Origin of the sequence: Pseudomonas sp. MCal1 (assembly GCF_026341415.1) — a bacterium.
Taxonomy (GTDB): Bacteria; Pseudomonadota; Gammaproteobacteria; order Pseudomonadales; family Pseudomonadaceae; genus Aquipseudomonas.
The window spans coordinates 49,235-70,034 of sequence record NZ_JAKUMP010000002.1 but is presented as its reverse complement, the minus strand read 5'-3'; the positions used below and the strand labels follow the sequence as shown (position 1 = coordinate 70,034).

Below are 20,800 nucleotides of genomic sequence, written 5' to 3'. Positions count from 1 at the left end.
GCAGAGCGCGGGAACGATCTGCGTGCGGGAATGATCTAGTCTTGGCAAGCCCCAGGGAGAGATCGCCATGTACCGCTTTTTCGAGCAGCTCAGTTCCCGCATCGTCGCGCCGTTCATGGGCGAATCCTCGCGCAACAGCAAGGTCTGGCCGTGCCGCTGCGGCCAGTCGCTGTTCTTTCGCAACAGCCAGTGCCTGGCCTGCAACGCGGCGCTGGGTTATCAACCGGAACACAGTCGGCTGACCTCGCTGCAACCGGGGCCGCAAGAGAACACCTGGACGCTGGACGTCGATCCCGAGGCCGGGCTGTTCCGGCGTTGCGCCAATCTCGACACTCCGGCCGGCTGCAACTGGCTGCTGCCCGCCAACGATCACGACACCCTGTGCGCGGCCTGCGCTCTGAATCGCACCATTCCCGACCTGTCCGTCCCGGAAAACCCCGAGCGCTGGCGCAAGGTGGAAATCGCCAAGCGGCGACTGGTGGCGCAACTGATTGGCCTCGGCCTGCCGGTCATCCCGAAAACCGTCGACGAAGAAACCGGCCTGGCCTTCGATTTCATCGGCGTCGATCTGCAAGGCAATGCGCCGATGACCGGCCACGCCAATGGCCTGATCACCCTCGACATCGCAGAAGCCGACGACGCCCACCGCGAGCAGGTCCGGGCGCAGATGCACGAACCCTATCGCACGCTGCTCGGGCATTTTCGCCATGAGGTCGGGCATTACTACTGGGATCGGTTGATCGCCAACAGCCCTTGGCTGGGTTCATTCCGCAACCTGTTCGGCGACGAACGCGCCAGTTATGCCGAGGCACTTGAGCGCCATTATCAGCAGGGCGCACCGGCCGACTGGTCGCAGCATTACGTCAGCGCCTACGCCACCATGCACCCATGGGAAGACTGGGCGGAAACCTGGGCGCATTACCTGCATATGATGGACGCGGTGGATACCGCGCTGGGCTTTGGCATGAGCGCCCGGGAGATGGACCTGGATTACCAGCCGTTCCCGTCCAGCACGTTGTACGACCCCGAGCATCCCGGCGGCGCGGCGTTCCTGTCGTTCGTCAATGCGTGGATCGAACTGGCCGGCATGCTCAACGAACTGTCGCGCAGCATGGGCCAGCCGGATTTCTATCCATTCGTCCTGCCGCCTGCGGCGATCGCCAAGCTGCACTTCATTCATCTGGTGATCCAGCAAGAGGGCGGCCGCGCGGACGAGGTGCTTCAGGCGCAATAGCAAGTGCTTGAAGCCCTTCATGTTTTTTATCTGCAACGAGCGGTTGTAACTTCGTCTCAGATAGGTACAATGGCGCGGCTCGCCGACAGGCGAGTGTCGTTATGGTGACCCTATCGGTCCCCCCGCAACGATTACCCGTGAACCTGGTCAGAGCCGGAAGGCAGCAGCCACAGCGGGAACATTGTGTGCCGGGGTGTGGCTGGTAGGGTTACCACCTTAACGAACATCGAACGAGTCAGACAGAACTGCATGGGTTTCGCCCACTGCGGTTTTTTTATGCCTGCGATTCGTCGTTCGAGTCAGCACACCCTGCTCGCGATGGCGTCGACACGGGGTAATCATTTCTCCTGCAATCGCGCATACTCGCCACAACCGAAATGAATGAAGAGTCTGACCGGGATCGACCTCAGGGGTTGTGCCCAGGTCGCGAGGTTTTATGCTCCCGGAACATTCCGATTTATCCAGCCCTGTGTTCTTGCCCGTCACGGATGAAACCTGCGCGAACCTGTTGCAGGCGGAGGGCGCAACAGCGCTCGAGAGCCTGACCGATCCGGAATTGGCGGCGGTGCTGGTTATTCAGAATCTGGTGCAGACGAAAGAGCAGGATCTCGGCGCAATTGCGGCGGAAAAGATTCTGGCCAAACTCTTGGCCTGGGCTGTCGAAAAACGTCAGTCAGCGACGGCTGGTCTGTTGTCAGAAGCCCGGCGGCTGTTCGACCCGCGCAAATTGTATTTCGGTCTGAAGGTTCTTAATCCTCTGAACCTGCGTTTTCTGTTGGCTGAAGAAATATCGGCGCGCGACTACTTGTTGCCCGATGGTCAGTGGGATTTCGAATACAAAGTCCGGCGTCATCGCCGCCATGACCCGTTCAGCCAGCCGATAGTGACGCCCCGTTACCGCGAGCGCTGGTTGAGCCCGGCCCAGGACAAACTGGTCAGAACCTTCCGCGCCAACCTGGACGAAGATCTGCACGTTCAAGGTTACGCAGGGATCGGCAAAAGCCATCTGCTGGTGGCCTTGCTGGAACATCTGCGCCCGGAAAAGACGCTGTTGCTGGCGCGCACCCCGGCCAAACTGGAGGTGCTTCGCCAGCGGATGGCGGGGCCGAGCGAGAAGAAGGCCGGCAAGACCTTCCTGGCGTTTGCGCAGTCGCTGATGCTCGGGCGCAGGCCGCAGGCGGAGGGAGGGCGAATCCCGACCCGGCAGGCGCTGGCGCAGGAACTGAATATCTTCGGTTTTCGCCACCACGACGGGCAGGCGACCCTTGAACTCTGCCTCAAAGTGATCGAACGCTACTGCCGCTTCCGCGATCACACCTTTTCGGCGAAGCATCTGCCGCATTTCAACCAGCCGCTCTCCAGCGTCGACGCTCAGGTGTTGCTGGAATATTCGAGCCGGGTGTGGGGCTACCTCGAACTCAATCCGGCGTGGGGCAGCCAGACCGGCTTCGAAGCGCTACTGATGATCAAGCGGGCCTGCATCGCTGGTTGCGTGGTGCCGGCGCGCTACACGCACGTGCTGATCGACGAGAGTCAGGACATTCCCGGGTCGCTGTTGCAGATCATCGAGCGCGGGCGTCAGGTGCTGATCACCCTCGGCGACGAGTATCAGCAGGCCAGCGGCGTGCCGGTCAAGCGGCACCGTGAGGTTCGCCAGAGCGATATCAGCTATTCCGTGCGTTCGGGGCGCAATGTCGAACGGCTGGTCAATCCGCTGATCGCCCGGCACTCGCAGAAGGGCAAGATTCCGTTCGAGGGTGCCAGTGATGCTGACGTCGTCATCAAGGAATACCCGGAAGGCTTCGTGCCGTCCGAAGGTTGCGTGGTGCTGACGGCATCGCCATGGGACAGCATGATCTGGGCGATCCATCTGCACGATTCCAACCGCAAGTTCAGATTCCCGGACAAGCGAACCCAGGATGATCTGAAGCATTTCATGGCCACCGCCATCGAACTGTTCAAACCGGATTTCTACCGTTCTGAATTCAGCGAAAACGGCGTGCATCCGTATTTCAGCGACCTGCCTGACTGGCAAGCGGTGTGCGACGTAAACCGGTTCGACGAATCGTTTCTGCGGGTCAAGGACAAGCTGGAAAACGGCTTCATGATTGCCGACCTGACGCGCCTGAACCGAATGATCGACAACGCCGGCAATGGCTGCCTGTTGATGCTCGCGCAAGAGGCGGGGGGCATGGAGTTCGACAAGGTCCTGCTGACGCCGGGGTTGCTGACCAACGAGAAATTCAAGGATGCCTACGCGTTCGATCAGCGGATCTGCGCCGTGTACATCGCCATCTCCCGCGCCAGGCTGAAGCTTTATGTGCCGTACGATGTGGTGGCGTGGGTCGAGTATCACGAGTACCAGCAATTTCGCGATACGGCGGGGCATTGAAGGCCCGGCTCACGGTTCACTGGCCGATCCTCCGGTATACAGCCGGATAATGTCATCAATTTCCCCCGACATTTTCATCCGCAGCAATGTCCTCAATATCCGCTGCACCGGCACGTCCGGGTCGTTGCGCACATAGCAGCCGATCTTCTGTTCCTGCAACACCGCCACCGCTTGCAGTTGCTGCTGCGGCATCAGGCGCTGATTGAACCAGTCCAGGGTCCATTGATTGCTCACGGCGTAGCGGTAGCGGCCGGCCATTAGTTTGTCGAGTACCTGCGCCTGGTTACGCGCGTCTTCGCGCCATAGTCGGTCGGTGTCGAATGTCGGTTGCAGCGTGGGGTAGCTGTAGCCGAGCACGGTGCCGATCGACTGGCGGGGCAGGAGGGCCGGATCGGCGCTGGGCGGCTGGTCCTGGCGGCTGATCAGCAGATCACGCTGAAAGAACAGCGGAATGCTCCAGATGTAATCCCCGGACAGATTCGGCAGCCAGGATTGTGCGGCATAGCAGCGCACATCGACTTCGCCGTGTTCCATGGCGTTCTGCACGCGGTTGCGGGGCAGGACGTGAAATTGCGCCGGCACGCCAACCTGAGTCGCCAGGCTGAGCATGATGTCGTAAAGGATGCCCTGGGTCGGGCGGCCGCGTTCGATCTGCACCATCGGCATCGCCCAGCTGTCGGCAACGACGAAGCGCAGCGGCGGTTGCGACGCCATCGCGCTCAGGCTCAATCCCAGTAATGCCCCCACGGCCCACCGCATAAATGCTCCGGTAATTCCCGATCCCGAGCCGACAAAAGCCCTCGCTCATGCAGCTTAGCCAGAATAGACGAGCACACCGGATGCAATTTTGCCCTTGCTCCGCTAGCATTAGCCGCTTCTGCTTCCTTTGCCGCGACGGTTTTCGATGAGTTATCAGGTTCTTGCACGTAAATGGCGTCCGCGCTCGTTCCGCGAAATGGTCGGCCAGACCCATGTGCTCAAGGCTCTGATCAATGCCTTGGACAGCCAGCGCCTGCACCACGCCTACCTCTTCACCGGTACGCGGGGCGTTGGCAAGACCACGATTGCGCGGATCATCGCCAAATGCCTGAACTGTGAAACAGGTATCACTTCAAGCCCGTGCGGCGAGTGTTCGGTGTGCCGCGAGATCGATGAAGGTCGTTTCGTCGACCTGATCGAGATCGACGCCGCGAGCCGGACCAAGGTCGAGGACACCCGCGAGCTGCTCGACAACGTGCAATACGCCCCGAGCCGCGGTCGCTTCAAGGTCTACCTGATCGACGAAGTGCACATGCTCTCCAGCCATTCCTTCAATGCGCTGTTGAAAACCCTCGAAGAGCCACCGCCCTACGTCAAGTTCATCCTGGCGACCACCGACCCGCAGAAACTTCCGGCAACGATTTTGTCGCGATGCCTGCAGTTCTCCCTGAAGAACATGACACCTGAGCGTGTGGTCGAGCATTTGACTCATGTCCTGACCGCCGAAAACGTACCGTTCGAAGACGACGCCCTGTGGCTGCTCGGCCGCGCCGCCGACGGTTCGATGCGTGACGCCATGAGCCTGACCGACCAGGCCATCGCCTTCGGTGAAGGCAAGGTGCTGGCCGCCGATGTGCGGGCAATGCTCGGTACGCTGGATCACGGCCAGGTTTACGACGTGCTGCACGCGCTGATCGAAGGTGATGCCAAGGCGTTGCTCGAAGCCGTGCGTCACCTGGCCGAACAGGGTCCGGACTGGAACGGCGTGCTCTCGGAAATTCTCAACGTGCTGCACCGCGTCGCCATCGCCCAGGCCCTGCCGGAAGGTGTCGATAACGGCCACGGCGACCGTGACCGGGTGCTGGCGCTGGCCCAGGCCCTGCCGGCCGAAGACGTCCAGTTCTATTACCAGATGGGCCTGATCGGCCGCCGCGACTTGCCGCTGGCGCCGGACCCGCGAGGCGGTTTCGAAATGGTGCTGCTGCGGATGCTGGCCTTCCGGCCGGCAGACACGGCGGATGCCCCGAGGCAACCGCTAAAGCCAGTGGGGATCAGCCAGGCCACAGTTGATTCCGCAAACTCAGTGGCTGCCGCGCCGAAACCTGCGCCGGTAGTGGCTGCCGCTGTTGCGCCGGCTCCGGTGGTTGCACCGGCACCGGCACCTGCGCCTGCGCCTGTTCCCGAGCCTGTACCGGTTGCCGCGGTGATTGCGCCTGAACCCGTTCCTGAGCCAGAACCCGAGCCGGTCGTGGCCGAAGAAGTCGTCGACCTGCCGTGGAATGACCCGGTAGAACCTGCGCCTGGGCAGCAGCCAGCGGTCGAGCCCGTGCTGGAAACCACCGCCGAACAGCCGGATCTGCCGCCTATGCCGCTGCCGACCCCGGACAGCGTCGTGCCGGACGCCCCGGAGTGGGCCGCCGCGCCGATCCCCGAGCCGTCAGTGGCCGAAGTCGATGCCGCCACACCGGGCATGGACATGGACGACGAGCCGCCGCTCGACGAGGACTACATCGAGCCGGACATGGATTCGGCCTACAGTTACCTCGACGATCTGGCCAGCGAACACGCCGCAGAACCGGCTCCCGAACCCGAGCCGGAACCTGCCGCCGCGCCGGCCACAGGTCTGGCCCTGCAATGGCTGGAGCTGTTCCCGCAACTGCCGATCTCCGGCATGACCGGAAGCATCGCCGCCAACTGCACGCTGATCGCGGTCGATGGCGACCATTGGCTGATGCACCTGGACCCGGCCCACAGTGCCTTGTTCAACGCCACCCAGCAGCGTCGTCTGAACGATGCGCTGAACCAGTTCCACGGACGCACGCTGACCCTGACCATCGAGCTGATCAAGCCCGAGCAGGAAACCCCGGCCCAGGCCGCGTCCCGGCGCCGTGCCAACCGTCAGCGCGAGGCGGAGGAGTCGATCCACGGCGATCCGTTCATCCAGCAGATGGTCCAGCAGTTCGGTGCGGTCGTGCGACACGATACTATTGAACCTGTCGACGCCCTGGTCAGTCAGGGCTAATAACTGAGGGCGTCCGGCCTGTGTGGCCGGGCGCTGTTTTGATCCAAGTACTTTTGAGGTGATTCCCATGATGAAAGGTGGCATGGCCGGCCTGATGAAGCAGGCGCAGCAAATGCAGGAAAAAATGGCCAAGATGCAGGAAGAACTGGCCAACGCCGAAGTCACCGGCAAAGCCGGTGGCGATCTGGTCACCGTGGTGATGACCGGCCGTCATGACGTGAAGAAGGTCAGCATCGACCCGAGCGTACTGCCAGGCCTGGACGAAGACGACCGTGAAGTGGTCGAGGATCTGGTGGCTGCAGCCGTCAACGCCGCCGTGCGTCAGATCGAAGCCAACAGCCAGGCGAAAATGGGCAGCATGACCGCTGGCATGAACCTGCCGGCCGGTATGAAACTGCCGTTCTGATTCGCCTTGGCGGGTTGGATGAGCGACAAAAAATGCCAGGCATCGTGCCTGGCATTTTTTTGGCCTGTTGATCGTTCCCACGCTCTGGACTGACCCCGACAAAGTAGACGATTCGATACCTCGACCATCGCTTATCAAACGGAACGCACCATCCCCACCAAGGTCTGCTCCCTATACCACCGAATTCATCATTCAAAGGAGACGCTGACATGTCCGACTCTCTGACCCTCAATCAACGCTTCGTGCTGGCCTCGCGACCGGTGGGCGCGCCAACGCCCGAGAACTTCCGTCTGGAGCGCGAGGCGCTGCCGGACCTTGAAGACGGCCAGGTGTTGCTCAAGACCCTGTACCTGTCACTCGATCCCTACATGCGCGGGCGCATGAGTGATGCGCCGTCCTACGCGGCGCCGGTACAGGTCGGCGAGGTGATGACCGGCGGCGCTGTCAGCCGTGTAGAACAGTCGCGTCATCCGAAATTCCACCCCGGCGATCTGGTGGTGGGTGCCACCGGCTGGCAAAGCCACAGCATCAGCGACGGCCGCAACATCATCCCGATCCCGTCCGGCCTGCCGAGCCCGTCGATGGCCCTCGGCGTGCTGGGCATGCCCGGCATGACCGCCTACATGGGCCTGATGGACATCGGCCAGCCAAAAGAAGGGGAGACTCTGGTGGTCGCCGCCGCTTCCGGTGCAGTGGGCTCGGTGGTCGGCCAGGTGGCGAAGATCAAAGGCCTGCGCGCCGTCGGCGTGGCCGGTGGTGCCGAGAAGTGCAAATACGTGGTCGAGCAATTGGGCTTCGACGCCTGCATCGATCACAAGGCACCGGACTTTGCCGAGCAACTGGCCAAGGCCTGTCCCAATGGCATCGACATCTATTACGAAAACGTTGGCGGCCATGTTTTCGATGCGGTCGTCCCTCTGCTCAATCCCAAGGCGCGGATCCCGCTGTGCGGCCTGATCGCCGGCTACAACGCCTCGGAAGCGCCGAAAGGCCCGGATCGCTTGCCTGCCTTGCAACGCACCTTGCTGACCAAACGCGTACGGATTCAGGGCTTCATCGTGTTTGACGACTATGGCGACCGTCAGCCGGAATTCATCAGCGCCATGGTGCCGTGGGTGCGCGATGGCAAGGTGAAATTCCGCGAGGACGTGGTCGAGGGCCTGGAGCAGGCACCGCAGGCGTTTATCGGGCTGCTGGAGGGGCGTAACTTCGGCAAACTGGTGGTGAAGGTTGCACAGGACTGAGGATTTGACGCTGGCCGGAGGCGCGGGTATAAACCGCGTCTCGTCGTTTTGTCGGACTTTTTCCCCATGAGCTTCAGCCCTTTGATTCGCCAACTGATCGACGCCCTGCGAACTTTGCCGGGCGTGGGTCAGAAAACTGCCCAGCGTATGGCGTTGCAGTTGCTCGAGCGTGACCGCAGCGGCGGCACGCGCCTGGCCCAGGCCCTGAGCCAGGCCATGGAGGGGGTCGGACACTGCCGTCAGTGCCGCACGCTGACCGAAGACGATCTGTGCCCGCAATGCGCCGACACCCGCCGCGACGACACGCTGTTGTGCGTGGTGGAAGGGCCGATGGATGTCTACGCGGTCGAGCAGACCGGGTTCCGCGGTCGCTACTTCGTGCTCAAGGGGCACCTGTCGCCGCTGGACGGCCTGGGACCGGAAGCCATCGGCATCCCGCAATTGATGGCGCGGATCGAAGAGGCGGGCACCTTCACCGAAGTCATCCTCGCCACCAACCCGACCGTGGAAGGTGAAGCAACCGCCCACTACATTGCTCAGTTGCTGCAGAGCAAAGGCCTGATCGCCTCGCGCATCGCTCACGGCGTACCGTTGGGTGGCGAACTGGAACTGGTGGACGGCGGTACGCTGGCTCACTCGTTTGCAGGGCGCAAGCCGATTTCCCTCTGAGCCACACAATCCTGTTGAAAACCAAGCAAGCGCTCGGTTAAGTTCGGCGAACCCTTCCATGGAGTTCGCCGATGCCCGCCTTCCAGGAATACTTCGACCCCAGCCACCAATTGGTCCGCGACAGCGTCAGACGTTTCGTCGAGCGCGAGATCCTGCCGGACATCGATACGTGGGAAGAAGCCGAAAGCTTCCCCCGTGAGCTTTACCTCAAGGCCGGTGCGGCCGGCATCCTCGGCATCGGTTACCCCGAAGCGCTGGGTGGCAGTCACGAAGGAGATCTGTTCGCCAAGATCGCCGCCAGCGAAGAACTGATGCGTTGTGGTTCCGGCGGGCTTGTAGCCGGGCTCGGTTCGCTTGATATCGGTTTGCCGCCGATCGTCAAATGGGCCCGGCCCGAAGTCCGTGACCGCGTCGTCCCTCAAGTGCTCAGCGGCGAGAAGATCAGCGCCCTGGCAGTGACCGAGCCGGGCGGCGGCTCCGACGTCGCCAACCTGCAGACCCGCGCCGTGCGCGATGGCGATCATTACCGGGTCAGCGGCAGCAAAACCTTTATCACCAGTGGCGTGCGCGCCGATTACTACACCGTCGCGGTGCGTACCGGTGCGCCCGGTTTTGCCGGCATCAGCCTGCTACTGATCGAGAAGGGCACACCCGGTTTCACCGTTGGCCGGCAACTGAAGAAAATGGGCTGGTGGGCGTCGGACACCGCTGAATTGTTCTTCGACGATTGTCCGGTGCCGGTGGGCAATCTGATCGGCGCGCAGAACATGGGGTTTGCCTGCATCATGGGCAACTTTCAGAGCGAGCGTCTGGCGTTGGCCTTGATGGCCAACATGACCGCGCAACTGGCGCTGGAAGAGAGCCTGAAATGGGCGAAGGAGCGGCAGGCGTTCGGCAAGCCCATCGGCAAGTTCCAGGTGATCAAGCATCGCCTTGCGGAAATGGCCACGGCGCTGGAAGTCTCGCGGGAGTTCACCTACCGGCAGGCGGCGAAGATGGCGGCGGGGCAGAGCGTGATCAAGGAAATCTCCATGGCCAAGAACTTTGCCACGGACACTTCGGATCGCATTACCAACGAGGCGGTGCAGATTCTTGGCGGGCTGGGTTATATGCGCGAAAGCCTGGTGGAGCGGCTGTACCGGGATAACCGCATTCTGTCGATTGGCGGCGGGACGCGGGAAGTGATGAACGAGATCATCAGCAAGCAGATGGGACTGTAATCCTCGGTGTTGATCGTTCCCACGCTCTGCGTGGGAATGCAGCCCGGGACGCTCCGCGTCCCTTCCAAAGCCGAACGCGGAGCGTCCGTTGAGGCATTCCCACGCAGAGCGTGGGAACGATCGGGCGCGGGGTTTTACTTGTCAGTCAGGGCAAACTGCGTCAGGCAGAACGTCGCAATCCCCATGTCCTCAAGACGCTGCGAACCACCCAGCTCCGGCAGATCAATGATCGCCGCCGCTTCGTGAACACGGGCGCCCATGCGGCGGATCAGGTTGGCCGCTGCGATCAGCGTGCCACCGGTGGCGATCAGGTCATCGAACATCACCACCGAATCGCCTTCACACAGGCTGTCGGCGTGCACTTCGAGGAACGCTTCGCCGTACTCGGTTGCGTAGCCTTCGGCCAGCACATCCGCCGGCAGTTTGCCTTGCTTGCGAAACAGCACCAGCGGCTTGTTCAGCTGATAGGCCAGCACCGACCCGATCAGGAAACCGCGAGCGTCCATCGCGCCGATGTGGGTGAAGTCGGCTTCCACATAGCGGTGGGCGAAGCTGTCCATCACAAGGCGCAGGGCCTTGGGCGACTGGAACAGCGGGGTGATGTCGCGAAAGATCACACCCGGTTTCGGGAAGTCGATCACGGGGCGGATCAGGGATTTGATGTCGAAGGAGTCGAAGACCATCGTCGAGGTGTCCTGGCAGGGCTGCAAACGGCGCAGTATACCCGCGGCTGAAACGATACGCTCGGCCGCGGGTCGAGATCAGACTTCGAGCGAGCCGCCGGCCAGGGCGCAGAGCTGGATCGGGTCGAGGATATGGATTTCCTTGCCCTCGGCTGCGATCAGTTCGTTCTGCTGGAAGCGGGTGAAAACCCGGGACACGGTTTCCACCGCCAGCCCCAGGTAGTTGCCGATTTCATTGCGGGACATGCTCAGGCGGAACTGGTTGGCCGAGAAGCCGCGAGCGCGAAAACGCGCCGACAGGTTGACCAGGAACGTGGCGATGCGCTCGTCGGCGGTTTTCTTCGACAGCAGCAACATCATTTGCTGGTCATCGCGGATTTCGCGGCTCATCACGCGCATCAACTGACGGCGCAGCTGCGGCAGTTGCAGGGCCAGTTCGTCGAGGCGCTCGAAGGGAATTTCGCAAACCGAAGTGGTTTCCAGCGCCTGGGCGGAAACCGGGTGTTTCTCGGTGTCCATGCCGGACAGCCCGACCAGTTCGCTCGGCAGGTGGAAACCGGTCAGTTGTTCTTCGCCGGTGTCGCTCAGGCTGAAGGTCTTCAGGGCGCCGGAGCGTACTGCATAAACGGAATCGAAGGTGTCGCCCTGACGGAACAGGAACTCACCCTTTTTCAGCGGGCGGCCACGTTTAACGATTTCGTCCAGCGCATCCATGTCTTCCAGATTCAGCGAAAGTGGCAGGCAGAGAGGGGCCAGGCTGCAATCCTTGCAATTAGCCTGGTTGTGAGCGCGCAGTTTAACTGGCTCGGACATTTCTTAAATCCTTGTGGGAAAACACACATAAGGCGTAAGGGTAACCCAGCGGAGGACATTCAGGCCAGCCTGTGGCGAGATTGCCCCCAAGGCATGAAGCCGCAGGGATGACGGCCGATAAACGTGTCTCGGACGGCGTGCAAGGCACCGTTTCGATGACCGTGATACCCGGACAACCCCTGCGTTGTGCTTGGAAAAGCTAGATCACCCGCGAGAAACGCTGGCGGTTTTGCTGTTCCAGGTAGGCGTCGAACACCATGCACACCGAACGTACCAGCAGGCGACCGGCCGGCAGCACGGTGATGCGCTCGCGATCCAGTTCGATCAGCCCGTCCTGCGCCATGCCCTGCAATTGCGGCCAGAGCGCGCCGAAATAACCCTGAAAATCGATGTTGAAGCTACGTTCGATCTCGGCGAAATCCAGGCTGAAATTGCAGATCAGTTGCTGGATCACTGCACGACGCAGGCGATCGTCAGCGTTACACACCAGACCACGACTCGTGGCCAGTTGCGCGCCGGCGAGGGTGTTCTGGTAGTGATTGAGGTCGCTGCTGTTCTGGCAGTACAGGTCGCCGATCTGGCTGATGGCCGACACGCCCAGCCCGATCAGGTCGCAATGACCGTGAGTGGTGTAGCCCTGGAAGTTGCGCTGCAGGGTCGATTCTTCCTGAGCAATCGCCAGTTCATCGTCGGGCAGGGCGAAGTGGTCCATGCCGATGTAGCGATAGCCGGCGGCGGTCAGTTGTTCGATGGTGCGTTGCAGCATTTCCAGTTTCTGCGCCGGGCTTGGCAGTTCGTTGCCGTTGATCCGCCGCTGTGGCATGAAGCGTTCCGGCAGGTGCGCGTAGTTGAACACCGAGAGTCGGTCCGGTTGCAGGCTGATGACTTCCTCAACGGTGCGGGCGAAATTGTCCGGGGTCTGTTTGGGCAGGCCGTAGATCAGGTCGATGTTGATCGAGCGAAATTGCAGAGTCCGCGCTGCGTCGATCACCGCGCGGGTTTCTTCCAGGCTTTGCAGGCGATTGACCGCCCGTTGTACCGCCGGGTCGAGGTCTTGCAGGCCGATACTGACCCGGTTGAAGCCTAATTCGCGCAGCAGGCCCATGGTCGACCAGTCGGCTTCGCGCGGGTCAATCTCGATGCCGTAGTCGCCGGAATCATCGTCCAGCAGATTGAAGTGCTTGCGCAGGTGCGCCATCAACTGGCGCAGTTCGTCGTGGCTGAGAAAGGTCGGCGTGCCGCCGCCGAAGTGCAGTTGCTCGACTTTCTGTGCGGGGTCGAGGTGGCAGGCGATCAGCTGGATTTCCTGCTCGAGCCGTTGCAGATACGGCAGCGCGCGGCCGCGATCTTTGGTGATGACCTTGTTGCAGGCGCAGTAGTAGCAAATATTCGCGCAGAACGGCACGTGCACGTACAGCGACAACGGGCGCAGGGCCTTGCGGCTGTCGCGCAGGGCGTGGAACAGGTCGAAGGTGCCGACCTGACTGTGAAATTGTACGGCCGTCGGGTACGAGGTGTAGCGCGGCCCCGCCAGGTCGTAGCGGCGGATCAAATCGGTGTCCCAACGAATGGCGTCGAGCATGCGGGCATTCCCCCGGATAGGCTGGCAGTGTGCCGAGTCTAGGGGAGGGCGCGAAAAAGCATCTTGATTTGCATCAACGGGATCAGTGGCCCATCAGCCAGTGCTGGTGCGGGCCCGGCAGAGTCCAGATGCCGAACAGGATCACCAGCAGGCCGCCGGCCATGCGCACGCTGCGTTTGCGCAACAGCGCCGTGACCCGCTCGGCCGCGAGGCCGGTCGCCAGCAGCACCGGCCAAGTGCCGAGCCCGAAAGCGAGCATCAGCAATGCACTGTCGAGAGCATTGCCCTGACTGGCCGACCACAGCAACGTGCTGTAAACCAGCCCGCACGGCAGCCAGCCCCACAGTGCGCCGAGCAATAAAGCCCGGGGCAGGCTCGACACCGGCAGCAGGCGATTGGCGACAGGCTGAATGTAGCGCCACAGCCCGCGACCGAGGCTTTCGATGCGAGTCAGGCCGCTCCACCAGCCTGCCAGATACAGGCCCATGGCGATCAGCAGCAAACCCGCAAGCACGCGCATGAACAGCGCAGCAGGACTGTTCGCCACGGCCCATCCCGCCAGTCCGATCAGCAATCCCGCCGTGGCATAGCTGAGAATCCGCCCGAGGTTATAGGCCAGCAGCAATCGAAAGCGTCGGCTGCGTTGTTCCTTGGGAATCGCCAGGGTCAGCGCGCCCATCAGACCACCGCACATGCCCAGGCAATGCCCGCCGCCGAGCAGGCCGAGAATCAACGCAGACACCAGCAGCGGCGCCAGTTCAAGCATGGGGTGGCGCCTTGTCGTCCGGTTTCGCGGGGTTGGCTTCGTCCACAGCGGCGGTATGGTTCGGATCCTGATCGTCGAACAGGATGCTGTGGGCCGGGCTGTCGAGGTCGTCGTACTGGCCGCTGTCCACCGCCCAGAAAAAGATGTAGACGGCGATGGCCACGATCAGCAGCGCGGCCGGAATCATCACGTAGAGAGCTGGCATCTGTACTCCATGCCCGCGCGGCTCAGGCCGGCAGCGGGCGGGTTTCTGACGTGGGGTTGACGGCCGGCGCGCTCGGCAGGCGAGTCAGGCGCAGGGCGTTGAGCACCACGGTCAGCGAACTGATCGACATGCCGACGGCGGCCCACACCGGAGTGATCCAGCCGAGGGCGGCGAACGGCAACATGAGGCCATTGTACAGCGCGGCCCACAACAGGTTCTCGATGATCACCCGGCGGGTGCGGCGGGCCAGCGTGAAGGCTTGTACCAGTGCGTCGAGACGGTTGGACAGCAACACTGCGTCGGCGCTGGTTTTCGCAAGATCGGTGGCCGAGCCCATGGCCACGCTGATGTCGGCGGCGGCCAGTACCGGCACATCGTTGACCCCGTCACCGAGCATCAACACCTTGCGGCCGTCCTTGTGCAGTTGTTGCAGCACTTGCAACTTGTCGTCCGGGCGCAGACCGCCGCGCGCCTCATCGATGCCCAGTTCGGCGGCGACGCTGGCGACCATCGGCGAACTGTCGCCCGACAGCAGCAGCGTGCGCCAGCCGCGCGCCTTGCATGCGGCGAGCAGGGCCGGGGCGTCATCGCGCAGACGGTCGTCGAGGGCGAACCAGGCCAGCGGCCCCTGACGGTCACCGAGCAGTAGCCATTGACCCGGTTCCTTCGGCATCGAAGGCACCGGCGCGCCGCTGAGATCACACACAAACGCCGCTTGACCGATGCGCAAACGCTGCTCATCGACCGACCCTTCAAGCCCCAGGCCAGGCGTGCTGTGGACGTCTTCGGCAGCCAGTGGCGCGCGACCGAAGGCGCGGGCGATCGGGTGTTCCGAACGGTTTTCCAGGGCGGCGGCGAGGCTCAGGCATTGATCGCTATCGAGGGCGCCAAGCGGTCGGATCGAACGCAGCACCAGTCGGCCTTCGGTGAGGGTGCCGGTCTTGTCGAAAATCACCGTGTCGATCTGGTTCAGGCCTTCCAGCACATGGCCGCGCGTCAGTAGCAGGCCGAGTTTGTGCAGGGTGCCGGTGGCGGCGGTGAGGGCGGTTGGCGTCGCCAGCGACAGCGCGCACGGGCAGGTCGCCACCAGCATGGCAAGGACGATCCAGAATGCTCGCGACGAATCCAGCTCCCACCACAGCAGGCCAATGGCGGCCGCCGCGATCAGCGACAACAACAAAAACCACTGCGCAGCGCGGTCGGCGATTTCCGCCAGCCGTGGTTTTTCTGCCTGGGCGCGATCCAGCAGGCGGACGATGGCCGACAGTCGTGTGTCCTGGCCCAGCGCCTGCACCTCGACGGTCAGCGCGCCTTCCACGTTCAGCGTGCCGGCGGTGACAGCATCGCCTATGGCGCGCGGCTGCGGCAGGTATTCGCCGGTCAGCACCGATTCGTCGATGCTCGACTGGCCATCGAGGATCTTGCCGTCCGCTGGCAGCACCGAGCCGGGCTGCACCAGCACCCGATCACCGAGGCGCAGTTCGCTGAGCAGGATGCGTTCACTCTGGCCGGCATCGTCGAGACGCAGACACGAGGCGGGCAACAGATTGACCAGTTGCGCGGTGGCAGCGGCGGTGCGCTCGCGGGCGCGGCGTTCGAGGTAGCGCCCGGCAAGCAGGAACAGCGCGAACATGCCCACCGCGTCGAAATACAGTTCGCCGACCCCGGTGATCGAGGTCCAGATCCCGGCGACATACGCCGCGCCGATCGCCAGCGACACCGAGACGTCCATGGTCAGGTGACGGGTGCGCAGGTCACGCATGGCGCCCTTGAAAAACGGCGCGCAGCTGTAGAACACAATCGGCGTGGTGAGGAACAGCGCGACCCAGCGCAGGATGGTGTGCAGCTCCGGGCTGAGATCGATGTTGAATTCCGGCCAGGTAGCCATGGTCGCCATCATCGCCTGGAACCACAGCAGGCCGGCGACGCCGAGTTGGCGCAGGGCGAGGCGGTTTTCGCTGGCCAGTTGTTCGCTCGCGCGGTCGGCCTGATACGGGTGTGCGGCATAGCCAATGTGGCGCAGTTCGCTGAGGATCTGGCTCAGCGGCAACTGAGCGTCAGCCCAGCGCACATGCAGGCGATGATTGGACAGGTTCAACCGCGCCTCGGCCACGGCGGGCAGCGTGCGCAGGTGTTTCTCGATCAGCCAGCCGCACGCGGCGCAACTGATGCCTTCCATCAGCAGCGTGGTTTCGGCCAGTTCACCTTCGTGGCGCACGAAGGGTTGTTGCACGTCGGCGCGGTCGTACAACTCAAGCTCATCGACCAGTTGCACCGGCAGCGCTTCGGGGTTGGCCGAGGCTTCGCTGCGATGCTGGTAATAGCTTTCCAGGCCACCGGCGACGATGGCTTCGGCCACCGCCTGACAGCCGGGGCAGCAGAACTCGCGGGATTCCCCGAGCACGACGGCGGTGAAGCGGCTGCCGGACGGGACGGGCAGGGCGCAGTGGTAGCAGGGGACTGGAATGGTCATGAGGCTTTCCGATGATCGTTCCCACGTTCCGCGTGGGACTGCCTCCACGGACGCTCCGCGTCCGCTTCGGCCGGGACGCGGAGCGTCCGTGGCTGCGTGCCCACGCAGAGCGTGGGTGCGATCAGAGTCAGGCTTAGTGCTTCAGGTCTTCAGCGCCCTGCAACGGCTCATCACCGAGCAACAAATCCTTGTCATGGCTGACCAGCTCTTCCTCGAACATCCGCCACACGTGATCGTCCTGGGTGCCCAGCAATTCAACAAAACGCCGGCCTTCGATCTTGTCGCTCAACTGGCCGATGTACCGGCCCTGTTCGGTCTCGCTGCGGGCCAGGACAATCTTGCGATCCTTCTCCGGTTGAGTCGGCGAGATCAGGTTCAGTTCCAGGGTTTTCGGCTGGCTGTCGCCGCTCAGGCGCAGATCGACTTCGCCGGTGACATCATCCAGATGCACGGCAGCGCGCATCTTCAGGGTCTGCGCCAGCAGTTCGCGATCCAGTGAACGGTTGATGCCTTTGCCGGCCTCGTAGTAGTTATCGTTGACCAGGTTGTCCGGGTTGTTCACCGCAATGGTCACCATGGACAGCGTCAGGGTCACCGAACAGGCCAGAATCCCGATGATGATCCATGGCCAAAGGTGCTTGTACCAGGGACTTGCGGTGTTTGCTGCGGGCATGTTCAGTTCTCTCAACGATTTTGTGGGCCGATGAAACGGCTCTTGGCTTCTACGTGGACGCTGTCGTCATCGGCATCCTTGAGGATGAATTTCACCTCGTTGGTGCTCGATGGCAATTGTTCAGGTGCGCTCGACAGTTCGACCGGCATGCTGAAGATTTCCCCGGCCGGCACCTTGATCTCGCGTTTGCCTTGCAGGCGCAGATCCGGCAAGCCGGCAGCTTCCAGCACATAAGTGTGGTCGCGCTGATCCTTGTTCATGATCTTCAGGCTGTAGACGTTTTCGATCCGGCCTTCGGCGTTTTCACGGTAAAGCACGCGGTCTTTGCTGACGTCGAAACCCACCAGCGAACGCATGAAGAATGCGGTCACCAACAGGCTGATCATCGCCAGCAGCACCACGGCGTAGCCGATCAGGCGCGGGCGCAGTTTATGGGTCTTCTGCCCGGACAAATTGTGTTCGGTGGTGTAGCTGATCAGCCCGCGCGGGTAATCCATCTTGTCCATGATGCTGTCGCAGGCGTCGATGCATGCGGCGCAACCGATGCACTCGATCTGCAGGCCGTCGCGGATGTCGATGCCGGTCGGGCAGACCTGAACGCACATGGTGCAGTCGATGCAGTCGCCCAGGCCCAGGGCCTTGTAGTCGACGCCTTTCTTGCGCGGGCCACGGCTTTCGCCGCGCCGCGGGTCGTAGGAAACAATCAGGGTGTCCTTGTCGAACATCACGCTCTGGAAGCGCGCATACGGACACATGTAGATGCACACCTGCTCCCGCAACCAGCCGGCGTTGCCGTACGTGGCGAGGGTGAAGAAGCCGACCCAGAAATACGACCAGCCATCGGCTTGCCCGGTGAAGAAGTCAAAGACCAGTTCACGGATCGGCGAGAAGTAGCCGACGAAGGTCATGCCGGTGACGAAACCGATCAGCAACCACATGGCGTGCTTGGCGAACTCGCGCAGGAACTTGTTGGCACTCATCGGCGCCTTGTCCAGCTTGATGCGCTGGTTGCGGTCGCCTTCGGTGACCTTTTCGCACCACATGAAAATCCACGTCCACACGCTTTGTGGGCAGGTATAACCGCACCAGACCCGGCCGGCATACACCGTGATGAAGAACAGGCCGAATGCGGCAATGATCAGCAGGCCCGAAAGCAGGATGAAATCCTGGGGCCAGAAGGTGGCGCCGAAAATGAAGAACTTGCGTTCCGGCAGGTTCCACCACACGGCCTGATGGCCGCCCCAGTTCAGCCACACCGTACCGAAATACAACAGGAACAGCGCCGTGCCGCCCATCATCCGCAGATTGCGGAACAGGCCGGTGAAAGCTCTTGTGTAGATTTTTTCTCGAGCGGCGTAAAGATCGACGCTGTTGTTCGCGTTCTTGTCGGGCGGCGTGACGTCGTGTACCGGAATCTGGTTGCTCATCATTGCATCCCACGGCAGTGGAAAAATGCCTCGGTCGATACGTGCCGACCGGGGTCAAAAAGGGGTGTTGCAGTGGCCCAATGATACGCCTGTACCACCGACGAACGGGTGCGACCTTTGGTCGCGTTGGGGAAAAAACCTGAATGGTGTAGCGAATGCAGCAAAGCATGATGCAGATCAATTGACTATAGACGACAGGCACTGCTGACATCGAGGCGGCTGCGCTGCACAAGAGCAGACGCAGCCGCTTTCATCGGTCGGTCACAGTATCCGGCCGCCGCCAAGGCTATCCATTCCACCGGTGCCTTTTTTTCTGTCAGCTGCGACATTGCCTTTCGTGGAGCGCTTTTGTCGTTTCAGGCTGTTGCTATCGGTCACATCATTTTGTGGCGTCTGTTCATCCGTTTGAATCGGCTCATCACCGTCCTGATTCTGATGTTGTTCGTTCATCGTATGCCTTCCTTGCAAGATGAGTTGTGAGGTCGCAGCGCATCGGCTGCCGAAGGACGTTATCGCTTGCCAGCCAATGTGCCCAACGAATTTCGGTTGCGAGATGTGAAGCTGCGATGTGGTTCTTTTAGCCCCACAGATTGATCTGCGTACTCGAAAAATGTCGGAGAGGTTCGTTTCTCAGCGGCGCAGCGTCCCAGCAGACGTCCCTGACAGCTAGCTTTTCGGATGATCGCAAGCAACTGCATGGCAATCTGATCGAGAACAATGATTGGCAAAAACCGCAATTCGCGGACACGGTTCCGCTGAAATCCATCTGGGCCAGTCGGCCATAAGCAACGGCCCCGCCAATTCTCATTGGCGGGGCCGTTTTTTTTGCTTCAAACGTTGGCCTTACTGGGCCTCGGCTTCCGCTGGTTTTTCACCGTGGGACAGGCTGTAAACATAAGCCGCCAGCAGGTGAACCTTGTCGTTGCCTTGCAGTTGTTCCTGGGCAGGCATCTGGCCCTGGCGGCCGTAACGGATGGTCTGCTGCAGCTGCGCGAAGCTCGAGCCGTAGATGAACGCGGCCGGGTGGGTCAGGTTCGGGGCGCCCATTGCCGGGGTGCCTTTGCCTTCCGGACCGTGGCACGCCACGCAGTTGGCAGCGAACAGTTTCTGGCCGTTGGCCGGATCCGCCTTGGTGCCTTCCGGCAGCTTGCGGCCATCCAGATTGGTCAGCACGAACGCGGCCACATCGGCCACGCCTTGCTCACCGATCACTTCCGCCCAGGCCGGCATCACGGCGTGACGACCGCCCATGATGGTGGTCTTGATGGTTTCCGGTTCGCCGCCCCAGCGCCAGTCGGCGTCGGTCAGGTTAGGGAAACCATAAGCGCCCTTGGCGTCGGAACCGTGGCAGACCGAGCAGTTGGAGGCGAACAGACGGCCACCCATCTTCAGGGCTTGCGGATCCTTCGCGACTTCCTCGATCGGCATCGCCGCGAACTTGGCGAAGATCGGACCGAACTTGGCGTCCGAGCGAGCCATTTCCTTTTCCCACTCGTGAACGCCGGTCCAGCCGGTCTGGCCGTTGGCGAACGGGGTCTGCTTCTCGGTATCGAGGTAGTTGTAGCCCGGCAGCAGACCTTTCCAGCTGCCCAGGCCCGGGTACAGCACCAGATAACCCAACGCGAACACGATGGTGCCCACGAACAGCATGAACCACCATTTCGGCAGCGGGTTGTCGTACTCCTCGATCCCGTCGAAGGAGTGGCCGACCGTCTCGTCGGTCTGCTCGGCGCGCTGACCCTTGCGGGTCGACAGCAACAGCCAGGTCAGGGAAAAGATCGTACCGAGACTGAGGACTGTGACGTACAGACTCCAGAATGTAGTCATTCTTTGTTACTCCTAGAAGCTTGCTCGACGTGCTTGATGGCTTCGGGATCATCCGCGAAGGGCAGCAAGGTCGCGTCTTCAAACTCCGACTTGCGCTTGGGGCTGAACACCCACAACGCCAGGCCGATGAAGGCGACCATCACGACAACGGTGCCCAGGCCTCGAATCATCCCGATATCCATCAA

At 62.0% G+C, this 20,800-nt stretch carries 19 protein-coding genes and 1 other RNA gene; 8 read left to right on the top strand and 12 right to left on the bottom strand.

Annotated features, from left to right (window positions below):
• Positions 1 to 67 precede the first annotated feature (67 nt).
• The 3 genes from MKZ87_RS03520 to MKZ87_RS03510 all read left to right on the top strand — a co-directional run bounded on the left by MKZ87_RS03520 (position 68) and on the right by MKZ87_RS03510 (position 3,626).
• On the top strand, positions 68 to 1,234 hold the full coding sequence (locus MKZ87_RS03520) for a zinc-binding metallopeptidase family protein (RefSeq protein ID WP_085700225.1): 1,167 nt from the start codon (positions 68 to 70) through the stop codon (positions 1,232 to 1,234).
• A gap of 111 nt (positions 1,235 to 1,345) precedes the next feature.
• An RNA gene (gene ffs / locus MKZ87_RS03515) (signal recognition particle sRNA small type) lies at positions 1,346 to 1,442 on the top strand.
• A 228-nt stretch (positions 1,443 to 1,670) separates the two neighbouring features.
• Positions 1,671 to 3,626 carry a hypothetical protein gene (locus tag MKZ87_RS03510; protein ID WP_085703538.1) on the top strand — a complete coding sequence of 652 codons (1,956 nt, stop codon included), beginning with the start codon at positions 1,671 to 1,673 and terminating at the stop codon, positions 3,624 to 3,626.
• Between the two features lie 9 nt (positions 3,627 to 3,635).
• On the opposite strand, the gene MKZ87_RS03505 is transcribed toward MKZ87_RS03510, so the two are convergent.
• Positions 3,636 to 4,385 carry a substrate-binding periplasmic protein gene (locus MKZ87_RS03505; protein WP_085703537.1) on the bottom strand — a complete coding sequence of 250 codons (750 nt, stop codon included), beginning with the start codon at positions 4,383 to 4,385 and terminating at the stop codon, positions 3,636 to 3,638.
• 145 nt (positions 4,386 to 4,530) lie between these two features.
• On the opposite strand from MKZ87_RS03505, the gene dnaX reads away from it, so the two are divergent.
• The 5 genes from dnaX (at position 4,531) to MKZ87_RS03480 (ending at position 10,166) form a co-directional block, all read left to right on the top strand.
• A complete protein-coding gene (gene dnaX / locus MKZ87_RS03500; RefSeq protein ID WP_085703536.1) occupies positions 4,531 to 6,627 on the top strand; it encodes a DNA polymerase III subunit gamma/tau in 2,097 nt (698 codons plus the stop codon).
• Positions 6,628 to 6,694: 67 nt separating this feature from the next.
• Positions 6,695 to 7,033: a YbaB/EbfC family nucleoid-associated protein gene (locus MKZ87_RS03495; protein ID WP_007951650.1), complete on the top strand. Its 339-nt coding sequence runs from the start codon at positions 6,695 to 6,697 to the stop codon at positions 7,031 to 7,033.
• Positions 7,034 to 7,242: 209 nt separating this feature from the next.
• Complete coding sequence (locus tag MKZ87_RS03490; RefSeq protein WP_085703535.1) at positions 7,243 to 8,277, top strand: NADP-dependent oxidoreductase; 1,035 nt, start codon at positions 7,243 to 7,245, stop codon at positions 8,275 to 8,277.
• Positions 8,278 to 8,343: 66 nt separating this feature from the next.
• Positions 8,344 to 8,946, top strand: coding sequence for a recombination mediator RecR (gene recR / locus MKZ87_RS03485; RefSeq protein WP_085700219.1), 603 nt, complete (start codon positions 8,344 to 8,346; stop codon positions 8,944 to 8,946).
• A gap of 71 nt (positions 8,947 to 9,017) precedes the next feature.
• The gene (locus MKZ87_RS03480) at positions 9,018 to 10,166 is read left to right on the top strand and encodes an acyl-CoA dehydrogenase family protein (protein ID WP_085700218.1); all 1,149 of its coding nucleotides are present in this window, start codon (positions 9,018 to 9,020) and stop codon (positions 10,164 to 10,166) included.
• A 134-nt stretch (positions 10,167 to 10,300) separates the two neighbouring features.
• Here the strand turns inward: MKZ87_RS03480 and MKZ87_RS03475 are convergent, their stop codons facing one another.
• From MKZ87_RS03475 to MKZ87_RS03420, 11 genes are all read right to left on the bottom strand, one after another.
• Positions 10,301 to 10,849 carry an adenine phosphoribosyltransferase gene (locus MKZ87_RS03475; protein WP_085700217.1) on the bottom strand — a complete coding sequence of 183 codons (549 nt, stop codon included), beginning with the start codon at positions 10,847 to 10,849 and terminating at the stop codon, positions 10,301 to 10,303.
• A gap of 78 nt (positions 10,850 to 10,927) precedes the next feature.
• Positions 10,928 to 11,662: a fumarate/nitrate reduction transcriptional regulator Fnr gene (fnr, locus tag MKZ87_RS03470; protein WP_007951654.1), complete on the bottom strand. Its 735-nt coding sequence runs from the start codon at positions 11,660 to 11,662 to the stop codon at positions 10,928 to 10,930.
• Positions 11,663 to 11,861: 199 nt separating this feature from the next.
• Positions 11,862 to 13,244 (bottom strand): oxygen-independent coproporphyrinogen III oxidase, encoded by a 1,383-nt coding sequence (gene hemN, locus MKZ87_RS03465; RefSeq protein WP_011333280.1) that lies wholly within the window; start codon positions 13,242 to 13,244, stop codon positions 11,862 to 11,864.
• Between the two features lie 82 nt (positions 13,245 to 13,326).
• Positions 13,327 to 14,010, bottom strand: a complete 684-nt coding sequence (locus MKZ87_RS03460) for a sulfite exporter TauE/SafE family protein (protein WP_039770036.1) — start codon at positions 14,008 to 14,010, stop codon at positions 13,327 to 13,329.
• Positions 14,003 to 14,215: a cbb3-type cytochrome oxidase assembly protein CcoS gene (ccoS, locus tag MKZ87_RS03455; protein WP_085703534.1), complete on the bottom strand. Its 213-nt coding sequence runs from the start codon at positions 14,213 to 14,215 to the stop codon at positions 14,003 to 14,005. The genes MKZ87_RS03460 and ccoS overlap by 8 nt, the downstream gene beginning before the upstream one ends.
• A gap of 22 nt (positions 14,216 to 14,237) precedes the next feature.
• Positions 14,238 to 16,688, bottom strand: a complete 2,451-nt coding sequence (locus MKZ87_RS03450) for a heavy metal translocating P-type ATPase (protein WP_085703533.1) — start codon at positions 16,686 to 16,688, stop codon at positions 14,238 to 14,240.
• Between the two features lie 133 nt (positions 16,689 to 16,821).
• Positions 16,822 to 17,361 carry a FixH family protein gene (locus MKZ87_RS03445; RefSeq protein WP_085703532.1) on the bottom strand — a complete coding sequence of 180 codons (540 nt, stop codon included), beginning with the start codon at positions 17,359 to 17,361 and terminating at the stop codon, positions 16,822 to 16,824.
• 11 nt (positions 17,362 to 17,372) lie between these two features.
• The gene (ccoG, locus tag MKZ87_RS03440; protein WP_266200295.1) at positions 17,373 to 18,788 is read right to left on the bottom strand and encodes a cytochrome c oxidase accessory protein CcoG; all 1,416 of its coding nucleotides are present in this window, start codon (positions 18,786 to 18,788) and stop codon (positions 17,373 to 17,375) included.
• A gap of 261 nt (positions 18,789 to 19,049) precedes the next feature.
• A complete protein-coding gene (locus tag MKZ87_RS03435; RefSeq protein WP_139834854.1) occupies positions 19,050 to 19,238 on the bottom strand; it encodes a hypothetical protein in 189 nt (62 codons plus the stop codon).
• Between the two features lie 393 nt (positions 19,239 to 19,631).
• Positions 19,632 to 20,615, bottom strand: a complete 984-nt coding sequence (ccoP, locus tag MKZ87_RS03425) for a cytochrome-c oxidase, cbb3-type subunit III (RefSeq protein ID WP_085700211.1) — start codon at positions 20,613 to 20,615, stop codon at positions 19,632 to 19,634.
• Positions 20,612 to 20,797 (bottom strand): CcoQ/FixQ family Cbb3-type cytochrome c oxidase assembly chaperone, encoded by a 186-nt coding sequence (locus tag MKZ87_RS03420; protein WP_003175465.1) that lies wholly within the window; start codon positions 20,795 to 20,797, stop codon positions 20,612 to 20,614. The genes ccoP and MKZ87_RS03420 overlap by 4 nt, the downstream gene beginning before the upstream one ends.
• Positions 20,798 to 20,800: the final 3 nt, after the last annotated feature.